The sequence below is a fragment of the Sinomonas sp. R1AF57 genome (assembly GCF_002224485.1).
In the GTDB taxonomy this organism is placed as follows: Bacteria; Actinomycetota; Actinomycetes; order Actinomycetales; family Micrococcaceae; genus Sinomonas; species Sinomonas flava.
On sequence record NZ_CP022463.1, the window covers coordinates 3,347,484 to 3,366,537 of the forward strand.

16 protein-coding genes are annotated in these 19,054 nt (G+C 70.8%); 5 read left to right on the plus strand and 11 right to left on the minus strand.

Annotated elements, in window-relative coordinates; translation table 11 throughout:
• Positions 1–18: 18 nt before the first annotated feature.
• Positions 19–1,095: an agmatine/peptidylarginine deiminase gene (locus tag CGQ25_RS15425; protein ID WP_208710728.1), complete on the plus strand. Its 1,077-nt coding sequence runs from the start codon at positions 19–21 to the stop codon at positions 1,093–1,095.
• Between the two features lies 1 nt (position 1,096).
• Positions 1,097–2,617: an APC family permease gene (locus CGQ25_RS15430; RefSeq protein ID WP_208710729.1), complete on the plus strand. Its 1,521-nt coding sequence runs from the start codon at positions 1,097–1,099 to the stop codon at positions 2,615–2,617.
• A 161-nt stretch (positions 2,618–2,778) separates the two neighbouring features.
• On the opposite strand, the gene ribA is transcribed toward CGQ25_RS15430, so the two are convergent.
• Positions 2,779–3,501: a GTP cyclohydrolase II gene (ribA, locus tag CGQ25_RS15435; protein ID WP_208710730.1), complete on the minus strand. Its 723-nt coding sequence runs from the start codon at positions 3,499–3,501 to the stop codon at positions 2,779–2,781.
• A gap of 80 nt (positions 3,502–3,581) precedes the next feature.
• Here ribA and CGQ25_RS15440 point away from each other — a divergent pair, with 80 nt between their 5' ends.
• Complete coding sequence (locus CGQ25_RS15440) at positions 3,582–5,108, plus strand: FAD-dependent oxidoreductase (RefSeq protein WP_208710731.1); 1,527 nt, start codon at positions 3,582–3,584, stop codon at positions 5,106–5,108.
• A gap of 137 nt (positions 5,109–5,245) precedes the next feature.
• Here CGQ25_RS15440 and CGQ25_RS15445 read toward each other — a convergent pair whose 3' ends face one another.
• Positions 5,246–6,247 carry an aldo/keto reductase family protein gene (locus CGQ25_RS15445; protein ID WP_208710732.1) on the minus strand — a complete coding sequence of 334 codons (1,002 nt, stop codon included), beginning with the start codon at positions 6,245–6,247 and terminating at the stop codon, positions 5,246–5,248.
• 140 nt (positions 6,248–6,387) lie between these two features.
• Between CGQ25_RS15445 and CGQ25_RS15450 the strand changes: the two genes are divergently transcribed.
• On the plus strand, positions 6,388–6,888 hold the full coding sequence (locus tag CGQ25_RS15450) for a GNAT family N-acetyltransferase (RefSeq protein WP_208710733.1): 501 nt from the start codon (positions 6,388–6,390) through the stop codon (positions 6,886–6,888).
• Positions 6,889–6,914: 26 nt separating this feature from the next.
• On the opposite strand, the gene CGQ25_RS15455 is transcribed toward CGQ25_RS15450, so the two are convergent.
• The 7 genes from CGQ25_RS15455 to CGQ25_RS15485 all read right to left on the minus strand — a co-directional run bounded on the left by CGQ25_RS15455 (position 6,915) and on the right by CGQ25_RS15485 (position 15,490).
• Entirely contained in the window at positions 6,915–7,970 is a 1,056-nt protein-coding gene (locus CGQ25_RS15455) for an FUSC family protein (protein WP_208713119.1), read from the minus strand.
• 101 nt (positions 7,971–8,071) lie between these two features.
• Complete coding sequence (gene rlmN, locus CGQ25_RS15460; RefSeq protein WP_208710734.1) at positions 8,072–9,268, minus strand: 23S rRNA (adenine(2503)-C(2))-methyltransferase RlmN; 1,197 nt, start codon at positions 9,266–9,268, stop codon at positions 8,072–8,074.
• Positions 9,269–9,779: 511 nt separating this feature from the next.
• Positions 9,780–11,690, minus strand: a complete 1,911-nt coding sequence (locus tag CGQ25_RS15465) for an ABC transporter ATP-binding protein (RefSeq protein WP_255405371.1) — start codon at positions 11,688–11,690, stop codon at positions 9,780–9,782.
• A gap of 30 nt (positions 11,691–11,720) precedes the next feature.
• Positions 11,721–12,323: a PadR family transcriptional regulator gene (locus CGQ25_RS15470; RefSeq protein ID WP_255405372.1), complete on the minus strand. Its 603-nt coding sequence runs from the start codon at positions 12,321–12,323 to the stop codon at positions 11,721–11,723.
• A gap of 463 nt (positions 12,324–12,786) precedes the next feature.
• The gene (locus tag CGQ25_RS15475) at positions 12,787–13,269 is read right to left on the minus strand and encodes a carboxymuconolactone decarboxylase family protein (protein WP_208710736.1); all 483 of its coding nucleotides are present in this window, start codon (positions 13,267–13,269) and stop codon (positions 12,787–12,789) included.
• A gap of 78 nt (positions 13,270–13,347) precedes the next feature.
• Positions 13,348–14,538: a 4-hydroxybenzoate 3-monooxygenase gene (locus CGQ25_RS15480; RefSeq protein ID WP_208710737.1), complete on the minus strand. Its 1,191-nt coding sequence runs from the start codon at positions 14,536–14,538 to the stop codon at positions 13,348–13,350.
• 202 nt (positions 14,539–14,740) lie between these two features.
• The gene (locus tag CGQ25_RS15485) at positions 14,741–15,490 is read right to left on the minus strand and encodes an IclR family transcriptional regulator (RefSeq protein ID WP_208710738.1); all 750 of its coding nucleotides are present in this window, start codon (positions 15,488–15,490) and stop codon (positions 14,741–14,743) included.
• Positions 15,491–15,604: 114 nt separating this feature from the next.
• Here CGQ25_RS15485 and CGQ25_RS15490 point away from each other — a divergent pair, with 114 nt between their 5' ends.
• A complete protein-coding gene (locus CGQ25_RS15490; protein ID WP_208710739.1) occupies positions 15,605–16,843 on the plus strand; it encodes an aromatic acid/H+ symport family MFS transporter in 1,239 nt (412 codons plus the stop codon).
• A 75-nt stretch (positions 16,844–16,918) separates the two neighbouring features.
• Here the strand turns inward: CGQ25_RS15490 and CGQ25_RS15495 are convergent, their stop codons facing one another.
• Positions 16,919–17,992: a tellurite resistance/C4-dicarboxylate transporter family protein gene (locus CGQ25_RS15495; protein WP_208710740.1), complete on the minus strand. Its 1,074-nt coding sequence runs from the start codon at positions 17,990–17,992 to the stop codon at positions 16,919–16,921.
• 13 nt (positions 17,993–18,005) lie between these two features.
• The gene (locus tag CGQ25_RS15500; RefSeq protein WP_208710741.1) at positions 18,006–19,022 is read right to left on the minus strand and encodes a zinc-binding dehydrogenase; all 1,017 of its coding nucleotides are present in this window, start codon (positions 19,020–19,022) and stop codon (positions 18,006–18,008) included.
• Between the last annotated feature and the right edge of the window lie 32 nt (positions 19,023–19,054).

Here is a 19,054-nt window from a genome sequence, read left to right on the forward strand (position 1 = left end):
CTCGAAAGGGACTCCCCCATGAGCTGGCTCATGCCCGCGGAGACCGATCCGCACGAACGCCTCTGGATGGCCTGGCCGTCCAGAGGCTACACCCTCGGCGAGACCGACGAGTCCGCACACGAGGCGCGCGAGGCGTGGGCCGCCGTCGCCCGCGCCGCCCGCCGCTTCGAACCGGTCACGATGGTCGTCCGCCCCGAGGACCGCGCCATCGCCGAGGCGTATCTCGGCCGCACCGTCCACCTGCTCGAGGCCGAGCTCGACGATGCCTGGATGCGCGACATCGGCCCGAGCTTCGTCCTTGGCACCGGCGAGGACGGCGCGCACGACGGCGGCCCCCGCCTGGGCGCCGTCGACTGGACCTTCAACGGCTGGGGCGCCCAGGACTGGGCCAGCTGGGGGCACGACGCCGCGATCGGCCGCGCCGTCGGCGAGGCCGCCGGCGCCGAGGTCATCCCGAGCGCGCTCGTCAACGAGGGCGGCGGAATCCAGGTGGACGGGCGTGGCACCGTCCTGGTCACCGAGACCGTCCAGCTCGACCCGGGCCGCAACCCCGGCGCCACCAGGGCAAGCGTCGAGGCGGAACTCGAGCGCACCATCGGTGCCCGGCACGCGGTCTGGCTCCCCCGCGGCCTCGCGCGGGACTCGGAGCGCTTCGGCACGCGCGGCCACGTGGACCTCGTCGCGGCGGTTCCCAGCCCGGGGACGCTGCTGGTCCACGTCCAGTACAACCCCGAGCACCCGGACTACGAGGTCTCCGGCGAGGTCCTCGAGGCCCTCCGGGCCTCGCGCACCGTGGACGGGAGTCCGTGGGACATCATCGAGGTCCCCGCCCCGGCACAGCTGCACGACGACGAGGGCTGGGTCGACTGGAGCTACATCAACCACGTCGCCCTCAACGGCGGGCTCCTGGCCTGCTCGTTCAACGATCCGCACGACGAGAAGTCGCTCCGCATCCTCGCCGACGCCTACCGCGGGAGGCACGTCGCCGCCGTCGACGCCCGCGCCATCTTCTCCCGCGGGGGCGGGATCCACTGCATCACCCAGCAGCAGCCGCGGGCCACCGGCCCACGGCCCAGCACGAGCGGAAGGATCTGACATGGCCCTGAATACCATGGAGAACATGCCGGGCACGGGCGAGGTCGGGAAGAAGGGCCTCAAGGCCGGGCAGGTCGGCCTGCTCGCGATCATCGTCCTCGGCATCGTCACGGTCGCCCCGGCGTACACGATCGCCCCGAGCATCGGCCCCATCGCGGCCCAGGTCGGCCCGCAGATGCCCATCGTCCTGCTCATCGGCTTCATCCCGATGTTCATGGTGGCCCTGGCCTACAAGGAGCTCAACGCAGCGCTCCCGGACTCCGGCACCACGTTCACCTGGGCGTCCAAGGCGTTCGGGCCCTGGGTCGGCTGGATGGGCGGGTGGGGCTTCCTCGCCGCCAACATCGTCGTCCTGTCGAACCTGGCCGGGGTCGCCGTCGACTTCTTCTACCGGTTCGTCGCCGACCTCACGGGCAACGAGGCCATCGCCGAGCTCGCGCAGGACAAGCTCGTCAACGTCGTCACGTGCCTCGTGTTCATGGCGGTGGCCGTGTGGGTCAGCATCCGCGGGCTCGAGACGACGCGCAACGTCCAGGTGGTCCTCGTCGTGTTCCAGGTCGGCGTCATGCTCCTGTACTCCGCGATGGCGCTGCAGAAGGCCATCGAGGGCGCCTCGGAAACCTCCGTCCCGTTCGACTGGAGCTGGTTCGACCCGTCCCAGATCCCCAGCGGCGGCGCCCTCGCGGCGGCCCTGAGCCTGTCCATCTTCCTGTACTGGGGCTGGGACATGTGCCTGTCCATGGCCGAGGAGACCAAGGGCGGCCACCACACCGCGGGCGTCGGTGCAACAGTCACCGCCGCCGTCATCCTCGCGATCTACCTCGCCACGACCATCGCCTCCCTCATGTTCGCCGGCCCCGGCGAGGAAGGCCTGGGCCTGTCCAACCCGGACAACTCGGAGAACATGCTGACGGCGCTCGCGGGTCCAGTCATGGGCCCGCTCGCGATCCTGCTCTCGCTCACCGTCCTGACGTCCTCGGCATCGTCGCTGCAGTCCACGATGGTCGGGCCGGCCCGCGCGCTCCAGGCGATGGCGTTCTACGATGCGCTGCCGGCCCGGCTCCGCGCCGTGGACAGCAAGGGCGTCCCGCGGGTCGCGGTCCTGCTCGCCGGCGGCATCTCTGCCGTGTTCTACGTGGCCATGCGCCTGCTCAGCGACAACGTCCTCAACGACACGATCATGGCCCTCGGCATGATGGTCTGCTTCTACTACGCCGTCACCGCGTTCGCGTGCGTCTGGTACTTCCGCCGGACGTGGTTCGGCTCGGCCCGCCACGCCGTGATGCGGCTCGCGCTGCCGCTGCTGGGCGGGATCGGCCTGACCGCCGTGTTCGTGCAGACCGCCGTGGACTCGATCGACCCCGCGTTCGGCTCCGGCTCCGAGATCGGCGGCGTGGGGCTCGTGTTCATCGTTGGCGTGGGCATCCTGGCCCTCGGCGTCCTCGTGATGCTGGCTGTCCGGGGCCGGCACCCCGAGTTCTTCCGCGGCCTCACCGTCCCGCTGGAGGCGGCCGCCGAGTAGGCTCCCCCGGTTTGAGGGTCACCTCCTGAGGGTCACCTCCCGGGAGCCACATGCTCAGGGCGGTGAGGAACGACGGCGGCGGGCCGGGCTCCGTACCCGGCCCGCCGCCGTCGTGCGTCAGGGACATGACCCCTCAATGCAGGGTCCCCAACGCTGCGGCGTCAGAGGCCCGTCAGGTCCGTCCCGGTCGGGTCAAGGCCCGTCAGGTCCGTCGCCGCCAGGCCCGGTACGCCGAGGTCGAGGGTGTGCGCGGTGTGGTCGCGCTTCGCCTCGAGGTAGCGGACGTTGTTGGCGGAGAGGTGCACGCCGGTCGGGACGCGCTCGGACACCCCGATCCCGAACGACTCGAGCTGCGCGGCCTTGTCGGGGTTGTTGGAGAGGAGCCGGATCCGTTCCACGCCGACGGCGCCGAGCATCTGGGCGGCCACGAGGTAGTCGCGCTCGTCCTCGCCGCGGCCGAGGGCGCGGTTCGCGGCATACGTGTCGAGGCCCTGGTCCTGGAGGGCATAGGCGTCGAGCTTCGCGTACAGTCCGATCCCGCGGCCCTCCTGCCGCAGGTAGAGGAGGAACCCGCCCTCACCGGAGATCCGCTCGACGGCCTCGCGGAGCTGGGGCCCGCAGTCGCAGCGCAGGGACCCGAGGACATCGCCCGTGAGGCACTCGCTGTGTGGCCGCACGAGGGGGGCAGCGCCGCCGTCGGCCGCCTGCGCGAGGGCGCCTTCCCAGTCGCCGAGCCCGAGCAGGAGGTGCTCGAGGGGGTCGGCGAGGTGCCGGAACGTGAACACGTCCGCGGTCGTTGTGAAACCGTCGGGCAGCGCGAGCGGGACTCGGACGTGGGTGCGGACTTCGGGGCCCGGCGCCTCCGGGCTGTGGTGTGCTGGCATTGGCCCCTTCTCTCCACGCTCGCCGTCGATCTAAAATAGCCTAACCCGATTTTACACAGGCGCGGTTCCGGGAGGCAGTCGTGGCGGACGCAGCGCAGTCAAAGGTCATCTCCCTCTGGATCGCCACCGCGCAGGAGACGGACTACCCGCGGCTGGACGGTGACCTGGACGTGGACGTCGCCGTGATCGGCGGAGGCATCGCCGGGCTCGCGGCCGCGCTGGAGCTCAAGCGCCGAGGCCTCACGGTGGGCGTGATCGAGGGCTCCCGGATCGGCACCGGTGTCACCGGGAACACGACCGGCAAGGTCACCTCGCTGCACCGCCTCGCCTACAGCACGCTTGCCGCGGACCACGGCGAGGACGCAGCCCGGGCCTACGGGCAGGCCAACGAGGCCGCCCTCGAGCACATCGCCAAGACCGTCGCGGCCGAGGACATCGACTGCGGCTTCCGCCGCGTCGCCAACTACACCTACGCCGCATCCGCCGAGCACCTCCCGGCGATCCGTGCCGAAGCCGAGCTCGCCGCCCGGCTCGGCCTCCCGGCGTCGTACACCGCGGACGTCCCCCTCCCCTTCCCCACCGCGGGGGCCGTCCGCTTCGACCACCAGGCCCAGCTCCACGCCGTGAAGTACCTCCGCGGACTCGCGCGCGCCGTGGACGGCGGCGGCAGCGTCGTCGTCGAACGCACCATGGTGACCGAGCTGCGCGACGGCAGCCCGGCCGAGGCCGTCACCGAGCGGGGCACGGTGCGGGCGCGGGACATCGTGGTTGCGACCAACGTCCCGATGGCCGACGGCGGCCGGTACCGCGAGCGGCTCACGCTGCACCGCTCGTACATCGTCGCGAGCCCCGTCCCGGGCGGGAGCCTGCCGGAGGACGCGACGTTCATCAGCGCCGACGAGCCCATGCGCTCGATCCTGTCCACCCGGGAGGGCGGGACCGACTACGTGCTCGTGGGCGGCGAAGGCCATCCGGTGGGCGCCGAAGGGGGCGGGGCACCCGGGGCCGGCTCCGCGGAGCGCTTCGACCGGCTTGCCGAGTTCTCCCGCGAGCGCCTCGGCAGCGGCGCGCCCGCCTACCGCTGGTCCACCCAGGACACGCTCCCCGCGGACGGGCTGCCGTTCGCCGGCCCCCTCGCCCCGGACGCGCGCCACGTGTACGTCATCACGGGCCTGCGGAAGTGGGGCCTCACGAACGGCACCGCCGCGGCGCTGGCCGTCGCGGACGCGATCACGGGCGGCGCGAGCCCGTGGGCGGGGCTGTTCGACAGCACGCGCGGGGTCGCCCCCGCACGGCAAGCCGAAAGCACGACGGCGGAGCCTCGCCTCCCGCCGTGGCGCGGGCTTCCCCGGCTGGCACCGCGGGAGGGCGCGGTGTTCGACGTGGACGGGAAGGCCACCGCCGTCTACGCCGACGACTCCGGCGCGCCCCACGCGCTCTCCGCCCGGTGCACCCACCTGCGCTGCGTCGTCGAGTTCAGCCGGGGCGCCGACGGCGAGGCACCCACGTGGGACTGCCCCTGCCACGGGTCGCGGTTCGCTCTGGACGGCACCGTCATCCAGGGGCCGGCCGAGAAGGACCTCGCCCGGCGCGACCTCCCCCGATGACCCCAGGCCCGCGCCCCATTCCCCCAGGCCCGCGCCCCCCTTTCATCGACTGCTCCGTAAGTGTCGTTTTGGGGCCCTATAACGACACTTATGGAGCAGTCGATGCGTGGGGGTGAGCGAGGCTGGAGGGGAGTGAGCTAGGCCCGCTTCAGGAACGACTCGACCTTGGACGGGTCGCGCTCGACGACGTCCCCGAGGACCTCGTCCGCCTTCGCGAGGAGAGCCGGGTCGAGGGTGACCCCGGAGGCCGTGACATTGTCCTTGATCTGCTCGGGCTTGGACGCGCCGATGATCGCCGCCGAGACGTTCTTGTTCTGCAGCACCCAGGCCACCGCGAATGCCGCCATGGACAGCCCGGCCTCCTCGGCGAGCGGCCGCAGCGCCTGGACCCGCTCGAGCACGGTGTCCTGGAGGTACCGGTGGTCCGCCTTGACAGTGCCCTCGGCCGTCGAGAAGCGGGATTCCGCCGGTGCGGTCTGGGCGCCGGGCTGGTACTTGCCCGTCAGCACCCCCTGCGCGATCGGAGACCAGACGATCTGCCCGAGCCCGAGTTCCTCGGACAGCGGCACGACCTCCGCCTCGATCACGCGCCAGAGCATGTTGTACTGCGGCTGGTTCGAGACGAGCCGGATCTTCAGCTCGGTGGCGAGCTCGTGGCCGGCGCGGATCTCGTCCGGGGTCCACTCGGAGACTCCGATGTAATGAGCCTTGCCCGCGTGGACGATGTCCGCGAAGGCCTGCATGGTCTCCTCGAGCGGGGTCTCGTAGTCATAGCGGTGGGCCTGGTAGAGGTCCACGTAGTCGGTGCGGAGACGGCGGAGGGAGCCGTTGATGGACTCCATGATGTGCTTGCGGGAGAGGCCGCGGTCGTTCTTGCCCTCGCCCGTGGGGAAGTAGACCTTGGTGAAGATCTCGAGGCCCTCGCGGCGTACCCCCGCCAGTGCCTCCCCGAGCGCGGACTCGGCGCGGGTGCCGGCGTAGGCATCGGCGGTGTCGAAGGTCGTGATGCCGAGGTCGAGCGCCGTCCGCACGCAGGCGGTCGCGGTCTCCTGGTCGATCTGGTCGCCGTGCGTGACCCAGTTGCCGTAGGCGATCTCCGAGACGTACATGCCCGAGGTGCCGAGCTTGCGGTATTCCATGGGGTTCCTTCCGACGGTGGGCTCGCCGCAGTGAGCGTAGCCACATGTTCGCCAGAAATCACGTCTGCGTCACGGCCCCGAAACACGCGCTCACTACCGTTTCACGCATACAACGCGGCACCTCAAGTCAGGAGAGCGTCATGCAGACCCACCCCAAGCTCATCATCCGGCGCGTTCCGTGGAGCAACCCCGTGGGCCGCGACCTCCGCGCCGCGCAGCAGGCCGAGCTCGACTCGCGCTGGGGTCATGCAGACCACGAGGCCGGGGACGCGCCGTCGGCCGCGGACGTCGCGATCTTCCTCATCGCCTACGAGCGCGCCACCGGGCAGCCGCTCGGCTGCGGCGGCCTGCGCTGGGTCGAGCGCACGACGGCGGAGGTCAAGCGCGTCTATGTCCTCCCCTACGCGCGCGGGGCCGGTATCGCGACCTCGATCCTCACCGCGCTCGAAGCGGAGGCCCACGGCGCCGGCGTGACGCTCATGCTCGCCGAGGCTGGGTCAGCCCAGCCGGACGGGAAGATGTTCTACGAGGCGGCCGGCTATCGGCGCATCCCCAACTTCGGCCCGTACCAGGAGCTCGACGACTCCATCTGCTACGGCAAGCCCGTCATGAACCCCGTGCGCATCCACGCTGTCGGCTGAGGGGAGGGCCTACCAGTCGAAACGCGCTACCACTCCAGCTGCTCCGCCCGCGAGCGCCACCGGATCCAGCGCCGCCAGACGCTCGGGGCCAAAACCACGAAGACGCCCACGATCGCGCCGATCACGGTGTCGATGAAGCGGTCGTGCAGCAGGTCCAGCGGGTTGACGTGGGCCACGAGCAGCGTGGACATGAGGGCGAGCGGCGTCACGAAGACCTGGGCGAGGAAGTACTGACGCGCAATCAGCATCTCCGCGCCGAACTGGCACGCCGCAATGAACACGACCATGAGCCACGCCGGCGGCCGGATCGCCACGATCCCCGCGAGGACCGCGAGTCCCACCACGGTGCCGAGGATACGCTGGACGCCCCGGTCCACGCGGTGCCGGGTCGAGTGGCCCACGAGCGGGACCACCGCGGCGACCATCGCCCAGTAATTGTGGCCGAACCCGAGGGTCTGGCCGACGATCGTCGCGAGCGTCCCGGCGATCCCGGCGGCGATGAGGTAGCCGAGGGATTCGAGCCACAGCACCTTCCGCTCCTCGGCGCCGAGCCGGATGCGCCACGCCGCGCGGACGGCGTCCCAGGTGAACGGGGTCCGGCGCGATGGGTGGACGCGCGATGCCACGCCGATGGCCAGGCTCAGGGCCGCCGATCCCGCCGCGGCGAGCATGGCCTCCCCGAGCGGCGGCTGGTGTGGCATCGATGCAACGGCCGCGAACGCGAAGATCTGGAAGAGCGAGCCCGAGGGCCGCAGCCGCCACAGCCCGACGACGACGGAGCACGCCCACGCGACCAGCGTCGTCGCCCCGACGATCGCCCACGGGTCCATCGCCCCGCCGGGGCTCAGCCGGGCCCCGACCGTTGCGGCGAACAGGACGCCGACCATGAGCAGCCCCGCCCGCACCTGCGTCACGATCCGCTGGCGATGGGGCTCATTGCGGCCGTAGATGCCTGTGAACGCCCCGAAGCTCGCGAAGATGGCCAGATCGAGCCGGTTGACCGCAACGAGCGTCATGAGCGGCACGAACACGCCCACCGCGCAGCGCACGGCGACCTGGTGGTCGTTCCTGAGCGGGCCCATGCTGAACAGCAGCTCGCGCACGAACCTGCGAAGCCTGGAGAGCACGACGGCGCGCCGCCCACCCGGGCGCGCGGCGCCGTCGTGCGTCCTCTCGGAAGCGCTCACTCCGCTGCGGCGAGCTGGCCGCAGGCGCCGTCGATCTCCTTGCCGCGCGTGTCGCGCAGGGTCGTGGGGATGCCGGCCGCGCGCAGGGTCTCGATGAACTCCTGCTGCACGGGCCGCTCCGAGGAGGTCCAGATCGAGCCCGGGGTCGGGTTGAGCGGGATCGGGTTCACGTGCACCCAGCCGCGGCCGCGCTGGTTGAGCTTCTTGGCGAGGAGGGCAGCGCGCCACGCGTGGTCGTTCATGTCCTTGATGAGCGCGTACTCGATGGACACTCGACGGCCGGTCTTCTTGTAGTAGTCGTGCGCGGCGTCGAGGGCCTCGTCGACCTTCCAGCGGTTGTTGACGGGGATGAGCTCGTCGCGGAGCTCGTCGTCGGGCGCGTGGAGGGAGAGCGCGAACGTGACCGGCAGGTCCTCGTCGGCGAGCTTGCGGATCGCGGGGACGAGGCCCACCGTCGAGACTGTGATGTTGCGGGCGCTCATGCCCAGGCCCATCGGGACCGGGTCCACGAAGCGGTGCACCGCGTTCATGACGCGCTTGTAGTTGGCCAGCGGCTCGCCCATGCCCATGAACACGATGTTGGTGACGCGCTCGTCGGGGTGCTCGGCCTGTCCCAGCTCGCCCGCGGCGATGAGCCGGTTCGCGGCGACGACCTGGTCCACGATCTCGGCGGTGGACATGTTGCGGGTCAGACCGGCCTGGCCCGTGGCGCAGAACGGGCAGTTCATGCCGCAGCCGGCCTGGCTGGACACGCAGAGGGTGATGCGGCCGGGGTAGCGCATGAGCACGGACTCGACGAGCGCGCCGTCGAAGAGGCGCCAGAGGAACTTGATGGTGTTGCCGTCGTCCGTCTTGAGGCGGCGGACCTCGGTCAGCAGCGGCGGGAAGAGCTCGGAGGCGAGGTCCTCGCGGCCGGCCTTGGGGAGGTCGCTCATCGCGGCCGGGTCCGTGGTCCAGTGCTGGAAGTAGTGGGTGCTCAGCTGCTTGGCGCGGAACGCCGGGAGGCCGAGCTCCTTGAGCTTGGCCTGGCGCTCCTCGAGGGAGAGGTCCGCGAGGTGCTGCGGGGGCTGCTTGACCCTCGGGGACGCGAACTGGAGCAGCGGCCGGCCCTCGGGGGTGCGCTGCTGCTCCCAGCCCTCTGCCGTGGGCAGGACCTGGGGACGGGTGTCGGGAGAGGCAGGGCGAGAAGTCATCCTTCCCATCATCCCACGCCCGTTTGTTGAAGTGACAATCCGGGGACTATGATTCCGCTCTCGCGCGGGTTGGGCGGGGCCGGCGAGGCGGGGCGGCGCAGCTGGGCGGGCGGGGTCGTTTCGGGTACAGATGTTTCGGCCTCAGGGCCTTTCGGGTACAGATCTTTCGGCCTCAGGGCCTCTCGGGCACGCACGACGGCGTGTGGCCGACGCACGCAGGTGCGCCGCGCCGTCGTGCGTGCGTTCCCGTCCGATGCCGGGAGGCGGCTTGTTGCTGTTGAGTCAGGACATGACCCGCGCTGCGACGGCTTCTTGCGTGTGAGTCGCCCTCAGGCGATCTCCCTCGCCCCAAGCCGTCTCACCCCATCGCTATGCTCACAGGGTGTCGCCCTGACGAATTTGGCGTACCCGAGACGCCGGGCCACCCGAATTCGCGTACCCGAGACGCCGGGCCACCCGAATTCGCGTACCCGAAACGCCGGGCGGCGAGGCGCGGGGGACCCGCCCGCCGTCAGGCCTGCCGGGCCGGCGACGGCGCCGCGGCCTGCTCGGCGTACAGCCCCGCGTAGGTCCCCCCGGCCGCGAGGAGCTCGGCGTGCGTTCCGCGCTCGACGATCCGGCCGCCGTCGACCACATAGATCACGTCCGCGCCGACAACGGTCGAGAGCCGGTGCGCGATCGCGATCGTGGTCCGGCCGTGGGCGGCGGCGTCGAGGGCGCGCTGGACGAGGCGTTCGGAGACGGTGTCGAGGGCGCTCGTCGCCTCGTCGAGAATGAGGACCTCGGGGTCCTTGAGCAGCACGCGCGCGATCGCAATCCGCTGCTTCTCCCCGCCGGAGAGCCGGTAGCCCCGCTCCCCCACCACCGTGTCGTAGCCGTCCGGGAAGGACTGGATCGTGGCATGGATGTTCGCCGCGCGGCAGGCGGCCTCGAGCTCCTCGAGCGTCGCATCGGGCTTTGCGTACCGCAGGTTCTCGGCGATCGAGGCGTGGAACAGGTACGTCTCCTGGCTCACGACGCCGATATGGCTCACCAGCGACTCGCGCTCGATATCGCGCACGTCCCGGCCCGCGAAGCGTACCGACCCCGAGGTCGCCTCATAGAAGCGCGGGATGAGGTACGAGACCGTCGTCTTGCCCGCGCCGCTGGGCCCGACGAAGGCGACGTACTGCCCCGGCTCGATCGCGAACGACACGTCCTCCAAAGTGGCCCGCTCCTCGCCGCGCGCGTCCGGGTAGCGGAACGTCACGCCGTCGAACGCCACCTCGCCCAGTCGCGGCGCGCCGTCGGGGAGGGGGGCGGCGTCGGGCGCGTCGGTGATCGCGGGCTTGAGGTCGAGGTACTCGAAGATGCGCGCGAACAGGGCGCCGGAGGTCTGCAGGTCGAGGGCCACGCGCATGAGGGCGATGAGCGGGAAGAGCAGGCGCGCCTGGACGTTGGTGAACGCGACGATCGTGCCGGCGGTGATCGCGGCCGGGGCGCCGGCCCCCACGCTCCCGGTCAGCAGCCACCCCGCCACGAGGTACACGATCGCCGGGATCGAGGACATGAAGATCGTCACGAGGGCGAAGAAGTACTGGCCGCTCATGGCCTGGCGGATCTGCAGCCGGACCAGGTTCCGGTTCTCCTTCGAGTACCGGCCGATCTCGTCCGGCTGGCGGTTGAAGCTCTTCGACAGCAGGATCCCCGAGACGCTCAGCGACTCCTGCGTGATGGCGGTCATGTCGGAGAGGGACTCCTGGGTCTTCGTCGCGATCCGGGCGCGGACCTGCCCGACCCGCCGCTGCGCGACGACGAGGAACGGCATGAGCACGACGGCGATGAGGGTCAGCTGCCAGTTCAGCGCCACCATGGCCACGAAGGCCGCGATGACCGTCACGACGTTGCCGACCACCCCCGAGACCGTGTTCGACAGCACCCCGGCGACCCCGCCGACGTCGTTCTGCAGCCGCGACTGGATCACGCCCGTCTTGGTGCGGGTGAAGAAGCTCAGTTCCATGGACTGCAGGTGCGTGAACAGGCGCACGCGCAGCGAGCCCATGACCTCGTTGCCCACCGTCGAGGTCAGGTACGTCTGCCACACACCCAGCAGGGCCGAGAGCACGTACGCGCCGACCATGAGACCCACGAGCTGGACCAGCATGGGGACGTCGGGGCGGCCCGTGGGCGGGAAGAGCCCCTGGTCGAAGATGCGCTGGGTCAGCAGCGGAGGGGCGACCGAGAGCGCCGCCGCCGCCAGGACCAGCACCACCGTGAGCGCGAGCGCCCCGCGGTGCGGGCGGAACAGCTCGGCGATCCGCGCGAGCAGGTGCGGGATCTTGGGCGCCTCGGCGTTGAGCTTCTTCTGCAGCGCCACATCGCCGGTTCCAATGCGCCCGCCGCGCACGACGGCGCCGGGTCGCCCGGGTGGGTGCATTGACATGGCTTCTCCTGACTCGTGCTGTCCGGCTGGCTATTCCGCGAGGATCAGGTACAGGGCCTTGCGGGCCTCGTCGATCTTCGCGGCGGCCTGGGTGCGCTGCTCGTCCGTCGCGGCAGCACGGAACTGGTGCAGCACCCCCATGAACTTGCCGACGCTCTCCATGAACGCCTCGGTCGCCTCGCTCGTTCCGGGCGCGGCGTCCCAGGCCTTGGTGAGCTCTTCGGCATGGTCCGCGGCGTAGGCGCGGCCGGCGTCCGTGAGCGTGTACTCGGTGCGCTTGCCCTCTCCGGCCTGCTCGACGAGCTCCTCGTCGACGAGCTGGGCGAGTGTCGGGTACACGGAGCCGGGGCTCGGCTTCCACATGCCGTTGGTCTTGGCGCTGGCGGCCTGGATGATCCCGTAGCCGGTGAGCGGCTGCTCCGTGAGGAGTGAGAGCACCATGGCCCTCACGTCCCCGCGGCTAGCACGGCGTCCTCCGCGGGGCCCGAAGCCCGGGGGGAAGCCGTGGCCGGGGTGGTGGCCGTGGCCGCCCGGGCTGAAGCCATGGCCGGGGAACCCGGGGAAGCCGGGGGCTCCTGGGGCGAAGCCCGGGAAGCCCGAGCCGGGACGGTGGGGTCCGTCGTGGTGGTGCATTTCTTCATGGTGGCGGTGTCGTGGCATTTCGCACATGGTGTTCTCCCGAAGCGGATAGATCTGCGCCGGCCCCGGGCGGAGTCGGAACTTAACGATATATCGCTGAACATCGGAGAACAACCCCTCTCTTTGCCGAGGTCACCTCCCCTGACGCCGAGGTCATCCCCTCTGACGCCGAGGTCACCTCTCCGACCGCGCCAGCGGGACATCAGCTGCCCACAGCCGCTTCTGCTGCGTGAATTGGCTCAGGAAATGCGGCTTAGGGCAGCACATGCGGGACCGCCAACCGGCATTCCCCGGCGGGGTGACCTCCGCGCCACACGGGATGACCTCCGCGCCACACGGGGTGACCTCGCCGCCACACGCGGTGACCTCGGCACCGCACGCGGTGACCTCGGCACCACACGCGGTGACCTCGGCGCCACACGGGGCGACCTCGGCACCACACGCGGTGACCTCGGCGCTAGGGGCCGACCTTGTGGCGGCTCACGATCGAGACGCGGTTGAACGCGTTCATCGAGATGGCGGCCCAGCACAGCGCCGAGTACCGGGCATCCCCCAGCTCCGCCCGGGCCCGCGCGAGTGCGGAGATGCGCTCCTCGTCGTCGGGCAGGTGCGTGACGGCCTCGGCGATATCCAGGGCGGCCCGCTCGAGCACCGTGAAGAGCCCAGCCTCGCGCCAAGCCGGCAGGACGTGCAGCTTCCGCTCGGGCACGCCGGCCTCGACCGCAAGCCGGCCATGGAGGTCCAGGCAGAACGCGCACCCGTTGATCTGCGAGATCCGCACCGAGGCGAGCTCGACGACGGCGCGCGGCAGGCCGGCGTCGTCCGTCACCTTCCGCACCTGGAGGGTGAAGGCATTGAGGGCCTTCCAGACCGCGGGGTCGGACTTGTCGAGGTAGAAGGCGGGCTCGTCGTCGGGTTCGGGGGCGGGGCTCTGGGTCATGGACCCATCATGGCCGGAAGACGCCGAACGGCCCCCGGAACCTGGAGGTACCGGGGGCCGTGGCGCGGGCGCAGGAGGCTACTTCGTCTGCCACCCCGTGTAGCACTCGGCGATGTAGGCGCGGCCGTGCTCGGAATCGAGCAGCGAGCGGAGCTCGCCGAGCTGGCGGGCGCGGAAGAACGCGTGGTTCTCCTCCTGCGGGACGGTGTGCAGGAGCGTCGTCATCCAGTACGAGAAGTTCTGTGCCTTCCACACCCGGTCCAGCGCGCGCTCCGAGTAGGCGTCGAGGATCGCGGACGAGCCGGACTTGAAGAACGAGTCGAGGCCCTCGAACAGGAGGCGGACGTCGTGCAGCGCAAGGTTGAGGCCCTTGGCGCCGGTGGGCGGCACGGTGTGCGCGGCGTCGCCGGCGAGGAACAGGTTCCCGTACCGCATCGGCTCGGCGACGAACGAGCGGAACGGCAGCACGACCTTGCTCGTGACCGGACCCTCCTTGAGCTCGAAGCCGTTGCCGTTCACCCGCAGGCGCAGCTGCTCCCAGATCTGCTCGTCAGTCCACTCGTCCGGGTTGGTGCCCGGGTCGCACTGGAAGTACATGCGCTGCACGGTGTCGGTGCGCTGGGAGATGAGCGCGAAGCCGTGCTCGGAGTTGGCGTAGATGAGCTCGGGCGAGCTGCGCGGGGCCTCGGTGAGGATGCCGAACCAGGCGAAGGGGTACTCGTTGAAGTACCAGCGTCGCTCGGACTCGGGGATCGCGGAACGGCAGTGGCTGCGGGAGCCGTCGGCGCCGACGAGGATCTGGGCGCGGAGCTCGAAGTCCTTGCCGTCCTCGTCCGTGAAGAAGACCTTGGGCTGGCCGGTGAGGTCCGCGGTGTCGACGTTGCTGCACGAGTAGCGGACGTCGCCGCCGTCAGCCTCGCGCCGGGCGGCGAGGTCGTCGAACACGTCGTTCTGCGGGTACAGCCACACCGACTGGCCGACGAGGCCCTTGAAGTCGATGCGGTGGCTCACGCCGTTGACGCGGAACTCCGTGCCCTCGTGCTCGTGGCCGTTGCGCAGCACGTTGTCCACACCGGAGTCGACGAGCAGGTTGACGCTGCCGGCCTCGAGGATGCCGGCGCGGATCGTGTTGGAGATCGCCTCGCGGCTGCGGATCTCCACGACGGTGCTGTCGATGCCGGCCTGCGCGAGCAGGTGGGAGAGCATGAGGCCCGCGGGCCCTGCGCCCATGATGGCCACCTGCGTGGTGATGACGGTGCGATCGCCCATGATCGTTCCTTTCGGGGGTGGGGCCGGCTCGCGGGATCCGCGGCGGCGAAGCGTCTGGAATGAGTGTGACGCGCATCGCCTGCGCGGCGTACCCGAATTCCATTGATCGGAAGGCACCGACGAAAACGAGAGGTGCGCTCCCGCCGTCGTGCGCCGTTCGGCCCGCACGACGGCGCACGCCCGCCGCGCGCGGCCGGCCCGCCTACTGCGCGCGCTCGCCGAGCTGCCTGCCGATGCCCCGGGCCGCCGTCATGAGCGCTGGGACGAGCTGCTGGATCCGCACCTCGGCGAGCGGGACCACAACGCCGATGGCCGCGACGGGCCGACGCTGGCGGTCGTGGATGGGCACGGCGATGCCCCATGTGTCGGGGTCGACCACGCCTGCGAGTTCCGCGAAGCCCTGGGTCGCGGCCGCGGCGAGGATCTGACGGACATGCTCGGCGGTCGTCCTCCCCGTGGGGTCGCGGAAGCGCGCGAGGTAGGCCGCCTGGACGTGCGGCGGCTGCGCAGACATGATCGCCACGCCGGCGGAGGAGATGTGCACGGGCATGCGGCCCGCGACCTTGGCACGGTTGGCCACAGAACCCCTGCGGGAGAGCCGCTCGACGAAGAGGACGTCGTCCCCCTGGAGCACCGCGAGGTTCACGTTCTGGTTGAGGACCTGGTGGATGTCGTCCATGAAGGGCAGCGCCGCCTGGCGCAGGACGAGCGTGGGCGAGTTCCGGTTCACGAGCTCCCAGAGCCGCAGGCCGAGCTGCACCTTGCCGCCCGGGGCCTGCTCGAGGAGTCGGTGCTCGGCGAGTTGCTTGACGAGCCGGTGCGCGCTCGTGAGCGGAAGGCCCGCGCGGGCCGCGAGCTCGCCGAGCGGGAGCGAGCTGACGCCCTCGGGGAAGGCCTCGAGGACGCGGACCACGCGGTCCACCACCGAGTCCCCGGTCGTCGAATTCGCCATCTCGGCCTCTCCTGTCGCACCCGCACCGGTCCAACCCGATTCCATTGAATGGATCCCAGTGTCGCACACGACACGGCTCGGTGATACACCTCTCAGGTGCGGAACGATGCAATGATGCCCCAGACCCCCGTGTCCTCGAAGAAGTCCCAGTGGCCGGTGTGGCTCTGCTGGCTCGCCATGGTCCTCGATGGCTTCGACCTCGTGGTCCTCGGCGCCGTCATCCCCACGCTGCTCAAGACCAAGGAACTCGGCTTCGACCCGGTCGGCGCCACGTTCGCTGCGACCATCTCCCTCGTCGGCGTGGGCCTCGGCGCCCTGTTCATCGCGCCGCTCTCCGACAGGTTCGGCCGCCGGCGCCTCCTGATCGCGTGCGTCGCGTGGTTCTCGGTGTTCACCCTCGCGGTGGTCATCGCGCCGAACGTCGCACTCTTCGGCCTGTTCCGGCTCCTCGCGGGCCTGGGCCTGGGCGCCTGCCTGCCGGCTGCGCTGGCCTACATCAACGACTACGCTCCGGCCGGCTCCGGCGCCTCGAACACGACCCGCACGATGACCGGGTACCACGTGGGCGCCGTCGCGACCGCGTTCCTCGCGCTCATGGTCATCCCGGACTGGCGCGTGATGTTCATCGCGGGCGGCCTCGCGGGCCTCGCGCTCGTGCCGTTCCTGTGGTTCAAGCTCCCCGAATCGCTGCCGTCGAAGGCCGCCCCCGAGGGCACACTCGAGCCTGCCGAGGTCGCCGAGGAGTCCCAGCCGGTCGGCTTCAAGAGCCTCCTGCAGAAGCCGTACCCGCTCGTGGCACTCGGGATCGCCGTCGCCTCCTTCATGGGCCTCCTGCTCGTCTACGGCCTCAACACGTGGCTGCCCACCCTCATGGCCGAGGCCGGGTACTCGCTCAGCTCGTCGCTCACGCTCCTGCTCGTGCTCAACATCGGCGCCGTGGCGGGCCTCGTGCTCGCAGGCTGGCTCGCAGACAAGCACGGGGCCAAGCGGATCGTGCTGATGTGGTTCGGGGTCTCCGCGGTACTGCTGGCGTTCCTGAGCATCAAGATGCAGAACGAGCTCCTGCTCAACGCGGCCGTCTTCGTCACCGGGGTGTTCGTGTTCAGCGCCCAGGTGCTCGTCTACGCCTGGGTCTCGCAGATCTTCCCGGCGCACCTCCGCGGCACAGCCCTCGGCTTCTCCGCCGGGGTGGGGCGCATCGGTGCGATCCTCGGGCCGGCCGTGACGGGCACCCTCGTGACGCTGGGCATCGCGTACCCGTGGGGCTTCTACGTCTTCGCCGCGGCCGCCGTGCTGGCCGTGCTCGCGCTGGTGGCCGTCCCGCACGTCGTCCCGGGCCGCAACGACCTCTGACCCCTTCCCTCTGGGGGTCACCTCCTGAGAGTCACCTCATGTGACCCCCAGAAGGTGACCCCCAGAAGGTGATCCTCAGACGGCGGAGGGGCGCGGGCGCACCAGGGTGGCCCACAGGTGCCAGAGCATCCCGGCGAACGCGGCGAGGAACGCCGCAAGCGCCACCCACAGCTCCGCGCGCCCGATGAACGCCACAATCGGCAGGTGGTCCGCCCGGCCGAGGTAGATCCCGGCGACGGCGTACATGCCGAGCGGGAAGATGACGCTCCACAGGCCCGGCTCGTACCCGAGCGGCACGCGGTGGACGAAGTGCCGCCACCATCCGGCCGCGAGGAGCACGGGGAACAGCCACGAGGCGAAGGACCAGAACACCACCGAGGAGCCGGCCACGAGTCCCCGCGTCGCGTCCACCATCGGCGCACCGGCCATCTCCACGATCCGGGCCCCGGCAAGGACGCTGATCGCCATTGCGCCCATCGCCACGAAGTACTGCGGGCGCAGGTCCTCGGGCCGGATCGGGTACGTCATGAGCCGCAGGGACACGAAGATCCCCACCGCCGCGTACAGGATGAGGCCCACGGACCAGGCGACCACGGCGGTCAGCGCCAGGGCCGAGCGCCACTCGTCGCCCACCCCGGGCTCGAGCGACGCCGCCGCGACCGCCACGGACTGGCTCGCCACCACCCAGATGAACCACGTCCCGTTGGCGTCCCTGACCACCGGCCGCTCGTCGCGGCCGAGCACCGCGGTCCACGGCACCACATAGCCCAGGACCACCCAGGCGAGCACCGCCACGGCGAGCAGCACCGCCGTCGCCCCTGACAAGCCGGCCATTCCGAGCCGCACGCCGAGGACATCGGTGCCCGCGATGAACGTGAAGAACCCGAACGCGCGGCCCGGATCCATGAAGTCCCGCGCCATGGCGTCCCGGAAGCGGGTCAGCCGGATGAGGGTAAGGACGAGGATCACGGCGTAGGCGACGGCGCAGATCCACAGCAGGACGGCGGAGAGCACGCCGAACCCCTCGAGCTCGAGGCCCACGGAGATGATCCCGCTGGCCATCACGAGCGCGAAGTACCCCGGCGTGAGCGTCTGGACCGCCTCCGCATAGCGGGACCGGACGGGCTCACGGGGAGGGGCGGCGCTCATGCCCGCAGTCTAGTCAGGGCACCAGGACCACCTTGCCGGTGTTGTGCCGCCCCTCGAGGTAGGCGTGGGCCGCTCCGGCGTCAGCGAGCGGGAAGGTGCGGTCCACGTGCGGGCGCACCCACCCGTCGTCGACGCCCTCGAGGATGGCTGTCGCCCAGCCGCGGACCTTGTCGCCTTCGGTGAACAAGTGCCCGAGGTTCACTCCGAACACGCCGAGGTTCCGGTTCATGAGCGGGATCGGGTTGAACAGCGGCTGGCGTGCCACGAGCCCCAGGAGCTTGAGCTTCCCGGGGAGCCTCGACGAGACCGAGCCGGCCACGCTGAACATCCCCAGCCGCCCGGACGCCCGCAGCACCCTGTAGCTCTGCTTCCAGTGGCGCCCGCCGAAGGGGTCCAGGACGAGTTCGACGCCGCGGCCTCCCGTGAGCCGCATGACCTCCTCGGGCCAGTCCCGGGTGGTGTAGTCGATGGCCTCGTGGAGGCCCCGCTCGGCCAGGAAGGCGTGCTTGCGGGCACTCGCGGTGCCGATCATCCGCGCGCCGACATGCCGCCCGATGTCCACGGCGGCCAGCCCCACTCCCCCGCCGGCGTTGTGGATCAGGACGGTCTCATCGGCGGAAAGCGAGCCCATGACCACCATGAGCTGCCACGCGGCGAGGTACGTGACCGGGATGGCCGCGGCCTCGGCGTGCGACAGCCGGGACGGCTTCTCGAACACCTGCTCCTGCGGGACGCAGACCATGTCCGCGTACCCGCCGAAGTGGGTGAGGGCGACGACGTCGTGCCCCTCCCACTGCGGGTCTGCCTCCGGCCCCACAGCGTCCACCACGCCGGAGATCTCGTAGCCCACGACCGCCGGGAACCGTGACACGTCCGGGTATAGGCCCTTCCGGGCGAGGATGTCCGCGAAGTTGACCCCCGAGGCCCGCACCTGGATCCGGACCTCGCGTCCCCGCGGCGCCGGATCCGGGCCTTCGCGCAGGGCCATCCGCTCTGGACCGCCCACCCCGGTGATCACTGCCTGCCTCACGCCTCACCCCTGTCCTTGTCAAACCCCGGCCC

Excerpts from the sequence above, each read along its gene's own strand:
- CGQ25_RS15425 (WP_208710728.1), top strand. The coding sequence starts at position 19 with ATGAGCTGGCTCATGCCCGCGGAGACCGATCCGCACGAACGCCTCTGG.
- CGQ25_RS15470 (WP_255405372.1), bottom strand. The coding sequence starts at position 12,323 with ATGCACCACCACGACGGACCCCACCGTCCCGGCTCGGGCTTCCCGGGC.
- CGQ25_RS15475 (WP_208710736.1), bottom strand. The coding sequence starts at position 13,269 with ATGACCCAGAGCCCCGCCCCCGAACCCGACGACGAGCCCGCCTTCTAC.
- CGQ25_RS15445 (WP_208710732.1), bottom strand. The coding sequence starts at position 6,247 with ATGGAATACCGCAAGCTCGGCACCTCGGGCATGTACGTCTCGGAGATC.
- CGQ25_RS15480 (WP_208710737.1), bottom strand. The coding sequence starts at position 14,538 with ATGGGCGATCGCACCGTCATCACCACGCAGGTGGCCATCATGGGCGCA.
- CGQ25_RS15465 (WP_255405371.1), bottom strand. The coding sequence starts at position 11,690 with ATGTCAATGCACCCACCCGGGCGACCCGGCGCCGTCGTGCGCGGCGGG.
- rlmN (WP_208710734.1), bottom strand. The coding sequence starts at position 9,268 with ATGACTTCTCGCCCTGCCTCTCCCGACACCCGTCCCCAGGTCCTGCCC.
- ribA (WP_208710730.1), bottom strand. The coding sequence starts at position 3,501 with ATGCCAGCACACCACAGCCCGGAGGCGCCGGGCCCCGAAGTCCGCACC.
- CGQ25_RS15450 (WP_208710733.1), top strand. The coding sequence starts at position 6,388 with ATGCAGACCCACCCCAAGCTCATCATCCGGCGCGTTCCGTGGAGCAAC.
- CGQ25_RS15495 (WP_208710740.1), bottom strand. The coding sequence starts at position 17,992 with ATGAGCGCCGCCCCTCCCCGTGAGCCCGTCCGGTCCCGCTATGCGGAG.
- CGQ25_RS15455 (WP_208713119.1), bottom strand. The coding sequence starts at position 7,970 with ATGGGCCCGCTCAGGAACGACCACCAGGTCGCCGTGCGCTGCGCGGTG.
- CGQ25_RS15430 (WP_208710729.1), top strand. The coding sequence starts at position 1,097 with ATGGCCCTGAATACCATGGAGAACATGCCGGGCACGGGCGAGGTCGGG.
- CGQ25_RS15490 (WP_208710739.1), top strand. The coding sequence starts at position 15,605 with ATGCCCCAGACCCCCGTGTCCTCGAAGAAGTCCCAGTGGCCGGTGTGG.
- CGQ25_RS15485 (WP_208710738.1), bottom strand. The coding sequence starts at position 15,490 with ATGGCGAATTCGACGACCGGGGACTCGGTGGTGGACCGCGTGGTCCGC.